Source organism: Pseudomonadales bacterium (assembly GCA_013215025.1).
GTDB lineage: Bacteria > Pseudomonadota > Gammaproteobacteria > Pseudomonadales > DT-91 > DT-91.
Genome location: JABSRR010000005.1, coordinates 1 through 14,843, shown reverse-complemented (window position 1 = coordinate 14,843; position 14,843 = coordinate 1). Strand labels below are relative to the sequence as shown.

Annotated in this window: 7 protein-coding genes; 5 read left to right on the top strand and 2 right to left on the bottom strand. The window is 43.6% G+C overall.

The genetic code is table 11. The annotated features are described in order from the left end of the window. Positions 1 to 73: 73 nt before the first annotated feature. From HRU21_00755 to recD, 3 genes are all read left to right on the top strand, one after another. The gene (locus HRU21_00755) at positions 74 to 3,706 is read left to right on the top strand and encodes an exodeoxyribonuclease V subunit gamma (protein ID NRA40813.1); all 3,633 of its coding nucleotides are present in this window, start codon (positions 74 to 76) and stop codon (positions 3,704 to 3,706) included. Further along, positions 3,703 to 7,533 carry an exodeoxyribonuclease V subunit beta gene (gene recB, locus HRU21_00750; protein NRA40812.1) on the top strand — a complete coding sequence of 1,277 codons (3,831 nt, stop codon included), beginning with the start codon at positions 3,703 to 3,705 and terminating at the stop codon, positions 7,531 to 7,533. The genes HRU21_00755 and recB overlap by 4 nt, the downstream gene beginning before the upstream one ends. Positions 7,534 to 7,545: 12 nt before the next feature. Next, on the top strand, positions 7,546 to 9,564 hold the full coding sequence (recD, locus tag HRU21_00745) for an exodeoxyribonuclease V subunit alpha (GenBank protein NRA40811.1): 2,019 nt from the start codon (positions 7,546 to 7,548) through the stop codon (positions 9,562 to 9,564). 739 nt (positions 9,565 to 10,303) lie between these two features. Here recD and HRU21_00740 read toward each other — a convergent pair. Further along, on the bottom strand, positions 10,304 to 11,035 hold the full coding sequence (locus HRU21_00740) for a 16S rRNA (uracil(1498)-N(3))-methyltransferase (GenBank protein ID NRA40810.1): 732 nt from the start codon (positions 11,033 to 11,035) through the stop codon (positions 10,304 to 10,306). 88 nt (positions 11,036 to 11,123) lie between these two features. Beyond that, positions 11,124 to 12,461: a 30S ribosomal protein S12 methylthiotransferase RimO gene (gene rimO, locus HRU21_00735; GenBank protein NRA40809.1), complete on the bottom strand. Its 1,338-nt coding sequence runs from the start codon at positions 12,459 to 12,461 to the stop codon at positions 11,124 to 11,126. 137 nt (positions 12,462 to 12,598) lie between these two features. Here rimO and HRU21_00730 point away from each other — a divergent pair, with 137 nt between their 5' ends. Beyond that, complete coding sequence (locus HRU21_00730) at positions 12,599 to 13,870, top strand: aminotransferase class I/II-fold pyridoxal phosphate-dependent enzyme (protein NRA40808.1); 1,272 nt, start codon at positions 12,599 to 12,601, stop codon at positions 13,868 to 13,870. A gap of 377 nt (positions 13,871 to 14,247) precedes the next feature. Then, a complete protein-coding gene (locus HRU21_00725; GenBank protein NRA40807.1) occupies positions 14,248 to 14,634 on the top strand; it encodes a hypothetical protein in 387 nt (128 codons plus the stop codon). Positions 14,635 to 14,843: the final 209 nt, after the last annotated feature.

Below are 14,843 nucleotides of genomic sequence, written 5' to 3'. Positions count from 1 at the left end.
TGAAACGAGTTGCTATGTCTATCAGTGAGCTGTAGTTTATCCTTGCCGTTTTAACTTTTTATGACAAAACACGATGTTGCGTATTCATCACTCAAATAAAATTGAGGTTTTAGCCGCACAGTTAAATACCATTATGTTGACTGAGCCACTGCCCGGTTTACTATCGGAACAAGTGTTGCTTGAGTCTGCAGCGATGTCGCATTGGTTGCTGAAAAATATTGCATCGAATCAGGGTATTGCCGCTAATCTTGAGTTTCCTTTTCCTGCGGCTTTATTGTGGCGCCTTTATCGCAAATTTTTGCCCGACTTACCCGAGCTTTCGCGTTTCGATAGATTGCCTGTTGCGCTGAATTTACTGCCCGCTTTGACCCTTTTGCAGCAGGCGCATCAGTTGACAGTTGAGGATTTAGAACACCGCTTACAGCAGATCAATATGCCTGCGGGGCTTTGGCAGCAGCTTCGCAATAGCGCATTAGCGGCTTACTGCCAAGCTCTGCATAAGCAAGCCGATGTATATTTGTTGGCAGAACATATCGCCGGCCTGTTTGATCAATATCAAATCTATCGCCCTGATTTTTTGCAACATTGGCAACACAAGGCGCGTTGGTTTGCCCACTCTGATGTCGCCGAGCTAGAAGCTTGGCAAGCGACGCTATGGCTGTATTTGAATCAGTTAGGTGACCAAGCAAACGACCCCAATCGAGCTGATATATTTACACAACTGCTTCAGTGCTTAGACCGTCAGATTGCGCAATTGCCTGAAGGAGAGCTGCGCAGTCATTTGCAATTTGCAGACCTGCCAAGGTTGCATTGTTTTGCCCTCAGTAATTTACCGGCCAGTTATTTACAAGTTTATAGCAGGCTTGCCGCCTTTATTGATGTGCATTTTTATGTGCTAAACCCAAGCGTGGAGTTTTGGCTAGATGCTAAAACGCGGCGAAGCATGCTGCTGCAACAAAGATCAAACAACACTGAGGCGTTGCCTATTAATGCAGTGCCCATGGATGCAGCAGCAAGTTTACAGGCTTATGACAATGCGTCATTGCTTGACAGTGATTTCGAACAAAACTACAGCAGTAATGCTTTTCTGGCTCTTCTTGCCAAGCAGCATCAAGCCATGCTTTTGCAGCTGCTGGATTGTGATAATGCTGAAGTGCAACAATGTTTTGTTGAGACGGAAGCCACAAGCTTACTGCATCAACTACAAAATCGTCTAACACGCTTAGAAAGCGGTCGGCCCATAGCTTTAGCTGATCAATGGCAGCAATCTGAGCAAAGCATGCTGTTGCATAGCTGTCATAATCGTCTTCGAGAGGTTGAAGTTTTACAGCAAACTATTTTGCAACAGTTAGACAACAATCCAGACTGGGATTATCACGATATTGCGGTAGTGGTGCCGAATATTGATGATTACAGTGAATATTTTCACGCCGTGTTTGCAGCTAATCATTCTCTCAATAAGGCTATGCAGCTTCCGTATGCGGTGGCAGAAAAAAACAGTCAGCAACAAGCGCTAGCTTTTGCCGCTTTGAACAGTTTTATCGAGATGCTCGGTAGTCAATATAAGCACAGTCATGTCGTTCAGTTTTTGCAGCATGATATTATTGCCCATCAATTTGATTTAGATGCCGAGCAGCTTGCCGAGGTTGAAAAACTGCTGTTGGCCTGCAATGTTCGCTTCGGTTTACATGATCAAGACTGGCACCAATATGGTGATCATGGCAACGCAGAAGCGCTGGTGCCACTGTCATTTGAGCAAGCAAAACGACGCTTAATTCAATCGTTTTTCAGTGTGGACAGTTTATTGATGCATGCTGAGTATGAGCACGAGTTTATCGCTAATATTGAACATGAAAGAGCTGACATTGCTGGCAAACTGATTGAGTTTATCGATCAACTGAGTGAAATAGACCGTTTGTACTCGACCAAGATTCAAGCGACAGCCACCTTACAGCAACATTTATTTTTTATTGAGCGCGTGCTGCAACGACTATTTTCTCAGCATACAGCGTTTGAGTTTGAGTTACAGCTGCTGCGCGACAGCTTGCAAAAGTTATCGAGTCAGTTTGACTTAGTAACTCCATCAGGTCAGACGATAAGTTTTAGCGTATTTAAACGTATTCTCAGCCAGAGCCTGCAAGCGACACAGCAAAGCTTTTATTTTGTGGAAGCAAAAATAAACATCAGTAGTTTATTACCGATGCAATCGGTGCCGTTTAAAATGATTGCTGTATTGGGTTTAAATGATGGTGATTTCCCGCAATTGATGGCAAAAGATCAGCTTGATTTGATGCAACATTTTGGAAAACTTGGCGATCGCAATAAATTAGACGAACAGCGAGCACAGTTTTTACAAGCCATATTAAGCACCCGCGAATGTTTCTACATGAGTTATTTGGGCCGCAATCAATATGACAATAGTGAGCAATTCCCATCATTATTATTGGCCGAATTGCTGCAATTTTTAGATGATAATTTTACCGATGCCTCTGATAAAAATATCTCTGAACATTTAACAGTTCAACAGCCCTTGCAAGCTTTTGATGCAGCATATTTCCTACCTGAATCATCATTATGTAACTTTAATCCGGCTCATTTCGCGCAAGCAAAAGCTCTGCTGTATAAACAGTACAATATGGTTAGTGAAGCTGTGTTTGCTGACAGTAAACCTTTACAAACAGCTTCAGATACTACTCAAGCGGCTGAAATGTGGGGTGCAGAGATTCATCTTAGTCAGATCTTTCAGGCATTTAGCAATAGTAGTAAAGCGTATTTGACAAGGCTTGGTGTGCATCTGCAAGCGCATGAATACCAAGATATAGATACTGAAAATTTCCAAACTGAAGGTCTAGATTATTTCAAGCTATTGCAGCTTAGCTTAAAGCATCAGCTATTAGATACAGCGCAAAGCAAAGATAGCAACGCTAGTGAATCCTTATTATGTTCTGTACCGAAATCATTGCTAGTGCAGCATGGCTTATTGCCGCAGGCGGCTGCTGGCGCGATGACTTTGTCTCAGCTTGAGACGGAGTTAACGAATATACAACGCCTGCTGCATTACCATCACTTACAGCTAAAGCACGAGGCACATAACTTTCAATGTAAGCTGACTTTACACAACGGCAGGCAGGTGCAACTGAGCTTCAGCACCCAAGCTTTTAATCAGAATAATGGCCAGAACTTATACAGTATCACTAAAACGGTTCGCGGCAAGCATATGATCAGTGCGTTTCTTCAGCATTTGGCCTTATCCATTGCCATGCCTGAGAAGAGCGTGCGAAGCTATCTGCTTTCCTTAAATCAAGTGTATAAAATTGAAGCGATAGCACCAGAACATGCTGAAACATTACTGCTAGATTTTATTGATCAAGCTGAGCTGATTTATCAATATGGTCAGCCCTTGTTTATTCATTCGGCGTTTGAGCTGATGCAAAGCGCACATCAAAAAAGTGAGCTTGATAGTACTGATTTTAAAAAATTAGAAGACAATCTTTGGGGCTCTGAGCGTCGATCAGGCGAATTAGCTGATATCCACCATGAATATTTATACCGAGGCCAGTCTATTAGTTTAGATGCGGTCACAACCTGTGCCGAGCAAGCTTTCTCAAACTTGTTTGATTACCTAACAATTCTTGATCCACCAAACGATCAGCAAGATCTAGAGCTTTCCGATCAAGATAGGTTCATAGAGCGCGGATCAAGATGAGTCTCAACCGTAGCGAAAATAAGATGAACGTGTTGGATGTGGCGAATATGCCGCTACAAGCATATGCATTGGTTGAGGCATCAGCAGGCACAGGTAAAACCTACACCATCAGTCAGTTAGTGCTGCGATTGATTTTATTGGGTTTGGACGGAGAAGCGACTGAGCCATTAAATATAGATCAGATTCTGGTCGTGACTTTNACCAAAGCCGCCACCCAAGAATTAAAAGACCGGATTCGCGCTAATTTATTACAAGCGATAAAAATGCTTAAAAATTGGCAAGCAGTTCAGCAGCCGATAGCAAGCACAGCTGCTGATAAACTCGACAGCGATCAAGCGCTAGAGCAAATCTGTGCAAAGGCTATTAGTTGTCTTGGTATGAAAACGGTTTTGCAACGTCTGCAGCAGTCTAGCTTTACGATTGATGAAGCCGCTATTTTTACGATTCACAGTTTTTGTCAGCACGTGCTCAGTAATTATGCGTTTGCTACGGGGCAGGCATTTGAAAAGCAATTGTTAGAGTCATCGGAGACCATTATCCGCGACATGGCAATTAAGTTATGGCGAGAACAAGTATACCGATTTGATATTGAGCAGATGGCTTTGATGCAAAGCTATTTCAGCAATCCGCAGGTGTTGCTGCAGTCTTTTTCATCGCTACTGTCTTGTCACTTGCTTGACCAAACTGCAGTGTCTGAAGAAAACTCGCTAAAGCATGCTGCTGCATTCGCGACTTTTCATCAACAGTCGTCACAATGTCAACAGTTGTTCGCTGAAATAAAAACAGACTATGCAAAGGCAAAGCATGATTTGCAGGCATTATTCGACGGCGCAAAACTGGGTGCTTCGTATCGTAAGGATCATATGCCGAAACGCTGGCGAGCGTTAGATGAGTATTTGAGCCTTGGGTCTGCACTACAGGGTATCGATGTCGACGACAAAAACGATTTTAAGCGCTATTTTTGTCAGTCGTTTATTGATGCAAAAGCAAAGCAAGCCTTATCGCACCCATTGTTTGTAAAGCTAGACCAGCTTTCAAATGCACAAAAAACATTGTATGGGCAATTATGTACAGCTATTCGCACCAGCTTAATCAAGCTTATCGACGAGTTTAAAGTCGAGAATAATATTTTCTTCTTTGACGATTTGATTGATGCCTGTCATAAAAGCCTTAGCTCTGAGTTTGAGAACGCCAGTGATGCAGAAAATACATCGCCACTGCACTTGGCAAATTTATTGCGTGCGCAATTTCCAGCTGCGCTGATTGATGAATTCCAAGATACCGATAACACGCAGTTTCGCATTTTTGATGCAATATATCGCCAATCCCCAGCGCATCTNTTATTTATGATTGGTGATCCCAAACAGGCAATCTATAGCTTTAGAGGCGCAGACATACAAGCCTATTTTTCGGCGCGCCACAGGGTCGATTCAGCAAAGCAGTACAGTCTCGCAAAAAATTGGCGCACTTTGCCAAGCTTAGTCACCACGGTGAATCAAATATTTTCAATGCATTGTGACAGTTTTGTACAGCAAGATTTTCCTGCCTATCCTCAGGTAGGATCCCCTGCGTCATTTAACGATTGGCAAGGTTTGGCGATTGCGAATAATCCAAGCTCAGCTTTTTCAGCGTTTGTTGCAGACGCAGTCGAGCTAGACCAGCTATCATCATCACTGCCGCTTAATAAAGAAATTGGCGAAAAACTCGCGGCTAAGAAAACCGCAGGTTTTATAGCGGATTTGCTGAATAAACGCGCAAAGCTGAATCAACAAGATATTGAACCTAAGGATATTGCAATTCTTGTTAGAAAGAGCAGTCAAGCAAAATTGATGCAGGCAGCACTAAATGAGCAAGGCGTTAATAGCATTTTCTTAAGTAAAGATTCTGTACTAGCCTCAGCAGAATTCGACGGCTTTGTTCGTCTACTTCAAGCCTGTATATCACCTTATGACCGGGCGCTTGTATTAGCTGCTCTAGGTGATGCCTTGATTATGTATTCAGATCAAGAAATCAGACAGTTGTTAGATGATGAAAATCAAGTTTTTGCCATTCAAGCAAGATTTGCTGAATTCAAGCAGTTGTCAGAGCAGCGCGGCTTTATGAGTATGTGGCAAAGCCTGGTGGCAGAATTTTCAATTGCTGAAAATTTGCTACAGCGACTTGATGGCGAACGTCGATATACAAACTTACAGCAATTAGCCGAGTTATTTCAGCAGCAATGCTTACAGAATAGTCAACATCAAGACGTTTGTCTGGCGCGCCAGTTATCGCAATTTTTAGCATTTGCGCAGATGCAAAATTTAGCGTTAGAGCAAAGTATTGAGGGNCGGAAGTTGCGTTTAGAGTCAGAAGCCAATTTGGTTGAGATAGTGACGATTCATGGCTCGAAGGGTTTAGAGTATCCCTTAGTTTGCTGTCCCTTTATCTCTTCTGGCGATGACTTACGTGCTGGCTTTAAAAAAGTTTATAGCAAAGTTGAGCAGGCTTATACGATTAGCTGGAGGGCAAGCGAGCAAGATAAAGCACAGTTAATCATGGAGCAACTGGCAGAGGATGTTCGGCTGCTTTATGTCGCCTTTACACGCGCTAAATATCATCTCAATATTTGCTGGTTACCACAAAATAAAGTCGATAAATCAGCCTTGTGGCATGTATTAGCGAATCATGAACAAAGCCCTTTGGCAGGCGCCAAGGCTGATAAAAACCTGTGTTTAGAGACGTTTAATCAATTGCTGAATCAGCTAGATAGCTGTGATATTAACCCTGTGATCAACGCTAATCAGTCAATTCAAGATTCTAACGCCATCGATACATTAGTATTAGCCGATTTACAACGCAAACATTCGCTTGACTATGTGGCGCGCAGTTACTCGGCGTTAATGATGCCTTCGCATAGCGTTTACCATTCGGATGGCTTGTCAACTGCGCAAGCGGCCGATGCGGATATGACGATGCAGCAACTTGAAGCGCAGTCTGCCTATGATGAGTTAAATCCAGTCGCAGCATTCAATGAACTGACAATGGCGCAAACTGAAAGCGAGCTCTCTGAACAAGAAAAATTTGCATCAATCTTTCATTTTCCTAGAGGCGCGCATGCGGGAAATTTTTTGCATTTACTATTTGAAAATATTGATTTTCAACAGGCTGAAGCCGATTTGCTAATTGAGATGCCAAAACTGCTGCAGCGCTTTCAAATATCGGATCAATGGTCTGACTGTTTAATGCAGATGGTTTCTATCATTCTTAATAAGCCAATGCCTCATGAACAGCCTGAGCAGAGCTTTTGTTTAGCCGATATAAGTTCATTTGAGCTAAAAAAAGAAATGGGCTTTCATTTAATGGCAAAGCCCATAGAAGGAGAAAAAATTGCGCAATTGTTATCTCAGTACCGCGGCGGTGAGGCAGTTGCCAGTTTGCAGAATATAAACGGCTACTTTAAAGGCTTTATTGATTTGTCTTTTGCGGTAAACGGCCAATACTTTGTGCTTGATTATAAGTCTAATCATTTAGGCTTTAGTATCAGTGATTACAATCAAGCTGCTATGCATGAGGCGATGTTGTCACATGACTATGACTTACAGTATTTGATTTATAGCTTAGCGCTGCATCGATTGTTGCAGCGACGCCTAGCTGATTATGATTACGATCAACACTTTGGTGGCGTATATTATCTGTTTTTGCGTGGCATAAACCGTGATGGTCCAGAGGGTGTTTATTTTGCCAAGCCAGACAAAGCGGTGATTAAGCGTCTTGATGCTATGTTTGAATCCGGCGCTTTGGCAGATGTGGTTAATTCACCCAGATCAAATACTCATCGCGGCGTGTAGCTAGGTTTTATCATGTCAGAATACCATTCTTTATTCAAAGCAGGCCCAGCGTATTTTCAATTGGCAAAGTATTGTCATAAAAAAACCTTTGGTCATGCCTATCCTAGAGCTTCAGCTAACTCTAAAGCTTCAGCAAACCCTAAAGCTACAGCAAAGACGAAAGCAACGGCTGAAACCGGCAGCGGGCAGAGTACTGTCCCAGAAGACGAGAGTCTGCTGTTTTATAGTATTATTTTATTAGGTCAGTGCATGCAAGCAGGTCACAGCGCTGTAGATTTGTCGCACTTCGCCAATAAGCCGGCATTGCAAGCACTGGCAGTTAGCTATGTGTTTCCCAAGCTTGAAATATGGCAGGAAAAATTACAATCGTTTGCACTGGTACTAAGTTTAGAAACCACTTCAAGTCTTGAGCAAAGCCTTAAAGTTATTCAAGCAACATCCGCGGTCATGGTATTGCAGGATGCGGTCTTATATTTGTCAAAATATGCGTATATTGAATATGCCTTAGCAACGCGTCTAATGGCTTTCGCGCAAAGGCGTTGTGAAGCTCAGCTTACTGAATCGATAAGCCATGTGAATCATGCTGATACAGCAATGATTGATTGGCAAAAAATCGCCATTGCGAATAGCCTGATGAACCAGCTTAGCTTTATTGTTGGTGGACCAGGCACGGGTAAAACGACCACAGTGTCACAACTCGTCGTGGCCTTGTCCGATCAGTATTTTAAACAAGGCACACCATTGCAGCTTGCGTTTGCTGCACCAACAGGCAAGGCGGCAGCACGTTTACACAGCGCGCTGTTGACGAATATCCATACTCGACTTGAAGGCTGCAGTCGTTCGCTTAACGCATTTATTGAGCAGGCTTTACCGGATAAGGCATTAACCCTGCATCGCCTGCTAGCGTGGCATGAGGCAACACAGCAGTTTCAATTTCATCATGCTAATAAATTACCGTACAACTGCATTATTATTGATGAGGTATCGATGATTGATGTATCGATGTTTTACAAGTTAATGCGTGCTGTTGATGATCAATGCCGTGTGATATTACTGGGCGATCCTCAACAGCTAGCGTCGGTTCAGTCAGGCTCTGTATTGTCAGATCTTTGTCAGCCTTTATGTTTGGATTACTTTAGTGAATCGCGAGCAAAGCAGCTTGGTTTAGCGCCAGCATTTGCTGCCGCGCCACATAAAGATGCAGCATTTATCGATAATATAAGCGTTTTGCGCAAGAGTTATCGATTTGACCCCAATCAAGGTGTTGGCTTATTAGCGGCTTCAAGTCTTCAGGGCAATGTAGATGCAGTGTTAGCTATGTATTTGCGTCAACCATCAGATCAGCTGGCTGATCAGGCGGTACAATTTTTTTATAAGGCTGATTTTTATCAGCAGCAAGCGTTTTTAAGCTTAGCAATTAACCACGCAAAAACCTTGCGCAAGCAACACTCAGTGTTAGATGCCTTTACAAAGTTGCCGGATTTTCAACTATTGGCAGTAAGTCGAAGCGGCGAAAATTCATTGCAAAGTATTCAGCAAGATATCCTGTCGGGGCTGAATATTGCCAGTAGCGATATTGCCTATGTAAATGAACAGGCTATTTATCATGGAATGCCGGTTATTATCGAGCGCAATCTATATCAGCAGGGCTTATTTAATGGCGATATAGGTATTGCTTGGCAAGATACCCATCCTAAAACAGGGCAACAGCAGCTACGCTTTTATTTTCAACGTGATAGTGTTGAACCTGGCGCAGACTTAGTATCGTTCCAACCAGCTGAAATACAAGGATGGCAGGCAGCGCATGTGATAACCGTTCATAAAAGTCAGGGTTCTGAGTATCAAGAAGTTGCGCTTTGGTTAGCTGAGGCTGAATCACCATTATTAAATCGTGAGCTGTTTTATACCGCTGTCACTCGTGCTAAACAACGCTTTTATTGTTTGGCTGATCAGGCAGCATTGATGCAGTGCATTATGCAAAAAACTCAGCGCTTTTCTAATTTGCCGACATTAATTGAACAGGCAGTATAAAGTATCAATGATCATGAAGCCGAATAATCTAAGCCAATTAGAGATGCCGTTTGCATAAGGTTTACGCAAATTGCTCCGATTGCTTCACTTTTCTAAGTCGCTTGCAAAATGCTATGCAGACTGGCAAAGATATCAAGTGGGGCAGGCTAGCTAACGTTCTAGCTATATAAAAGTTCTAGCCATATGAACGTACTAGCTATATGGATGTACTAGCTATATAAAGGTATCAGTATCGATACCATGCCTATCATTATCCTTGAAATGCTAGCTGCATTAATATATCGATGCTGCCATAGGCACTGATGAGCAAGAAGGGTGTTAGTAATAAGTAGAATAAAGCTTTGGTGCTGTCTAATCGGCTGCTAATCATGGTGATTTCTCTCAATGTGTTTCGGTCAACGTATTTCAATTGACCTAATGTTTATGAAACATCGATATTTCAATGTTAAAAACCGAATGCATATTCGAAATAACATCATATATGTGCAACAAACTGAGGTGAGCCCTAGCTATAAATGCACAAATCACGGGTATTTAGCGAGGCACAATGCCTATGGTTGAGAATGAGATTAGCGTGGAAAAAGTTTTTAAGCGACACACACAGCGAACAATCAAACTGTGCTGTTAAAAACTGTTAAGCGTCTCAAGCTTTATTATCTTCAACAAATACTGACAATAAAGTAGCGATGTAAATTAGAATAAACAATCTAATGCTGATCGCCTATTTTTGCTTAAAGCTTTAGAGACAATGATGAACAATCCGACTGATTGCGTTTTCAACTCGATAAATACGCTCACCCAGATCAAGCGGGCGACAACCTGCGGCAATCAGCTTTTCTACTTCATAGGGAATGAAGCCACCCTCAGGGCCAATCACAATTACACCTGCTTGCTTAAGCACGTTTAAATCGTAAATACTGGCGAAGTTGTGTTGTTGATGGCTTTTTTGTTTTGGATGAGCAACAAACGCGGTATGCCTTTCACATAGTGAAGGCAGTGTATCCTCAACAAAGGGCTTAAAGCGCTGCTCGATTTGCAGCTTGGGGAAAATGGTATCTTTGGCCTGTTCTAGACCTTGAGAAAAGTAATATTCAGCCTCGTCAATAACCGGGCTTTGCCAGTAGCTTTTCTCAACCTTGTAGGCATTTATTAAGATAAGCTTTTTCACGCCACACTCAGCAATATTTCGTAAAATACGCTTTAGGGCTTTTGGCCTTGGAAGGGCTAACACTAAGGTCAAATCAAGCGGCAGCGGGGGATGTTGATCGCAATTGATCTTGTCTAGGACTAGACCACTGCTGTTTATAGTTCTGACTGTTGCTGAGCCCAGTTTGCCGTTGATTTGACCAACCTGCAAAGTATCGCCAGGCTGTGCCTTCAGCACAGTCAAACAGTGGTTTAAGCGAGCATCGCATATCTTCACAGAATGCGCATCTATAAAATCGTCGGGCTTAAGCAGTAGGCAATTCATTTAAGGCAATCTTGGCTATTGGCGAAGAATATTTCGGCTTTGTGTATCGATTTAGCATGTCGACTATGCAGCAGCTCAATAGAACGTTCTATAACTCCGCCCACAGATCATACTCATCAGAGTGCGTCACCGTTGCTTGCACGATATCCCCAGGAGCAAGGCCAAACTCATCGTTTAGATATACCATGCCGTCAATTTCTGGCGCATCTGCAGTTGATCGCCCGATTGCGCCCTCTTCATCCACCTCATCGATAATCACCATGATTTTTGTGCCGACTTTTTTAGCCAACTTAGCCGCGGAGATAGCTTGCTGTTTTTGCATAAAGCGTTCCCAACGCTGTTGCTTAATATCGTCGGGAACATGGCCTTCAATCTCATTGGCCGGCGCACCCTCAACCGGTGAATATTGAAAACAACCCACCCGGTCAAGCTGTGCTTCATCTAAAAAGTTCAGCAGGTGTTCAAAGTCTGCGTCAGTTTCGCCAGGATGGCCGACTATAAAGGTTGAACGAATGGTTATGTCTGGGCAAATCTCACGCCATTTTTTGATCCGTTCAAGCGTTTTATCTGAAGCAGCAGGGCGCTTCATCAATTTCAGCAGGCTAGGGCTTGAATGCTGCAGCGGAATATCTAGATAAGGCAGGATCTTACCTTCCGCCATTTTAGGCACGATATCGTCAACATTAGGGTAGGGATAGACATAATGCATGCGCACCCAGATACCTAAGTCACCTAAAGCTTCCGCTAAAGCCTCGAGTTTCGTTTTTACGGGTTTGCCCTGCCAAAAGCCGGTGCGGTACTTTATATCAACGCCATAGGCACTGGTATCTTGCGATACGATTAATAGCTCTTTTACACCAGATGCGGCTAGGCGCTCAGCTTCATCTAAAACCTCACCTATTGGGCGACTAACTAGGTCACCACGCATATGCGGAATAATGCAAAAGCTGCAGCGGTGATTACAGCCCTCGGATATTTTTAAATAGGCGTAATGTTTAGGTGTCAGTTTAATGCCTGGGCCTTGTTGTAAATCCGGTACCAAATCTATAAACGGGTTATGTTTAGCCGGTGGTACATACTCATGCACCGCACTGACAACCTCTTCATACTGAGCAGGCCCTGATACGCTTAAAACATTGGGATTTTGTGCTTTAATGACCTCGGCATCCTCGCCTTTGCCCATACAGCCTGTGACAATGACTTTGCCATTTTCCGCCATGGCTTCAGAGATGGCATCTAAAGACTCTTGCTTGGCGCTATCAATAAAGCCGCAGGTATTGACTACGACAGCATCGGCATCTTCGTAGCTGGGTACAATATCGTAACCGTCCATTTTTAGCTGAGTCAGAATACGTTCGGAATCGTAAGTGGCTTTGGGGCAGCCAAGGCTGATGAAACCGACGGTCGGCGTTTTAGAGGCTGTCATAGTTGGCTTGTAAACCTAATAAAAATTTTATTTTACCATAAATTCTGTTTCTGAGCGTTAAACCCCTGTGTACTATAATTTTGGCAGTATCTGGGTTAGGCTTGACGCTTTTTTAACTATAACAACAAGGACCGATCATGAAACTAGAATCGATTGCACTGCATCACGGCTACGAATCCGAAGCCACGACAAAGGCCGCAACCACACCGATTTATCAAACTACTTCATATACTTTTGACAGCACACAGCATGGCGCTGACTTATTTGACCTAAAGGTGCCCGGGAATATCTATACCCGTATTATGAATCCAACGACTGACGTGCTGGAGCAGCGCGTGGCAGAAATGGAAGGTGGTATTGCGGCTTTGGCGGTATCGTCTGGCATGGCCGCGATCACTTATGCGATTCAGGCCATTACCGAGGTGGGTGATAATATCGTCAGCACCAGTCAACTTTATGGCGGCACCTATAACTTATTCGCGCATACTTTGCCGCGACAAGGTGTTGAGGCGCGCATGGTGGCGGCGGATGATTATGCGGGTTTTGCCGCCGCGATTGACGCGAACACCAAAGCGGTATTCTGTGAGTCCATTGGCAACCCAGCCGGAAATGTTGTTGATCTAGAAAAGCTAGCAGAGATTGCCCATCAACATGGCGTACCGTTAATTGTCGACAATACGGTGGCCACGCCGGTGCTTTGTAAGCCAATTGAGCACGGTGCGGATATTGTGATTCACTCACTGACTAAATATATTGGCGGCCACGGTACCAGCGTGGGCGGCATTATTGTCGATTCGGGGAAATTTGACTGGGCGGCTCATAAAAGCCGCTTTGCGATGTTGAACGAGCCTGACCCGTCATACCATGGCGTAGTGTATACCGAAGCCTTAGGCCCAGCCGCTTATATTGGTCGTTGTCGTGTCGTGCCGCTGCGCAATACGGGCGCGGCGCTATCGCCGCATAATGCCTTCTTAATCATGCAAGGCCTAGAGACACTTTGCCTGCGCATGGAAAGACACTGCGCCAATGCAGAAGCCTTGGCTTCCTACCTCAGTGCACATGAGAAAGTAGAGTGGGTGAACTATGCTGCGTTAGATAACAGCCCTTACTATGATACCTGCCAAAAGATTTGTGCTGGCAAGGCATCTGGCATAGTGAGCTTTGGCATTCATGGTGGACGTGAGGCAGGTGGTCGCTTTATCGACGCACTTGAGATGATTCTTCGGTTGGTCAATATCGGTGATGCTAAATCGTTGGCTTGTCATCCCGCATCCACCACTCACCGTCAGCTTAATCCGGAAGAGCTAGCCTCAGCCGGTGTCAGTGAGGGTTTGATTCGAATCTCAGTGGGGATTGAGCATATTGACGATATTATTGCTGATGTGGCGCAGGCCTTGGCAAAGGCCTAACGCATCATTATTGTGCATGTTTAGATATGCGTACACTTTGCTCACTATAGTTTTGCCCAGCCATGCGGGCAAATCGGGCTACTGCCAATGGCGTTAGCCCAGTCAACTTTGTTGACTTTTTAGTGATCAAAACACCCCGAAATAGCTATGCATGGTGGCAATTTGCTGAAATTTGATGTTTATGGCTTATATTGCAGCTTTTATTGATGTTGGGGGCTTGATATTTTGTCATTCTGGTGTATAAGAAAATTTAAGGAATGTTGTTGTAAAGCCATCTCATTGGCCATGCAAGCCTAGCAAACAATTATAATGACATAATAGCTGTGGCGACTAGCAGAGTCACGATAGCTATATTACTCAGGGGAGAGGTTATCGATATGACTGTGTCAAATTCAGACGGTTTAGAGCTCGATATCGCCAGTATAGACACTGACGGTTTTTCAAAATTGCGTCGCGCTAAAACAATTTTCAAATTATATAATATCGACTTAGATATAAAAGATTGCAGCAATGTGCTGAAACATATTCGTGACCAAGCATTTCTTATTGATGATGAAGACGATGCCAATGAGTTATTTGAAATCTTTAGATTTTTTGCGCCGCACCCTGAAAAGGCAGCTACGTCAGCAGCGATTGTCTCATCGAAAGGCGTTGTTACCGAAGGCAATCCAGATGCGATATTGTATAAGGGCAAGTATTACCCCCGCTTCAACGAGGGTAAAGAGTTTGCTGGACTGTACCGCGGTCAACCTCACTACACTTAAGTTTATTTGAGTGCATCGTTATAAATCAAAGCTGATTGCTAGACGCTTGATTTTAAAATTACTGCATGGAAACTGGGCTTCAACGTTTAGTATCGTTTAAAGTTTTCATAGGCACGAAAGTTTCAAGCTGAAGTAAATTTCAAGCTCAAGTAAGTTTCAAGCTTAGTTAAATTGAAACCTGCACGCATGTATGCACCTATTTATCAGCG

Coding starts and splice junctions, on each gene's coding strand:
- HRU21_00755 (NRA40813.1), top strand. CDS start 74: ATGTTGCGTATTCATCACTCAAATAAAATTGAGGTTTTAGCCGCACAG.
- recD (NRA40811.1), top strand. CDS start 7,546: ATGTCAGAATACCATTCTTTATTCAAAGCAGGCCCAGCGTATTTTCAA.
- HRU21_00740 (NRA40810.1), bottom strand. CDS start 11,035: ATGAATTGCCTACTGCTTAAGCCCGACGATTTTATAGATGCGCATTCT.
- rimO (NRA40809.1), bottom strand. CDS start 12,461: ATGACAGCCTCTAAAACGCCGACCGTCGGTTTCATCAGCCTTGGCTGC.
- HRU21_00730 (NRA40808.1), top strand. CDS start 12,599: ATGAAACTAGAATCGATTGCACTGCATCACGGCTACGAATCCGAAGCC.
- HRU21_00725 (NRA40807.1), top strand. CDS start 14,248: ATGACTGTGTCAAATTCAGACGGTTTAGAGCTCGATATCGCCAGTATA.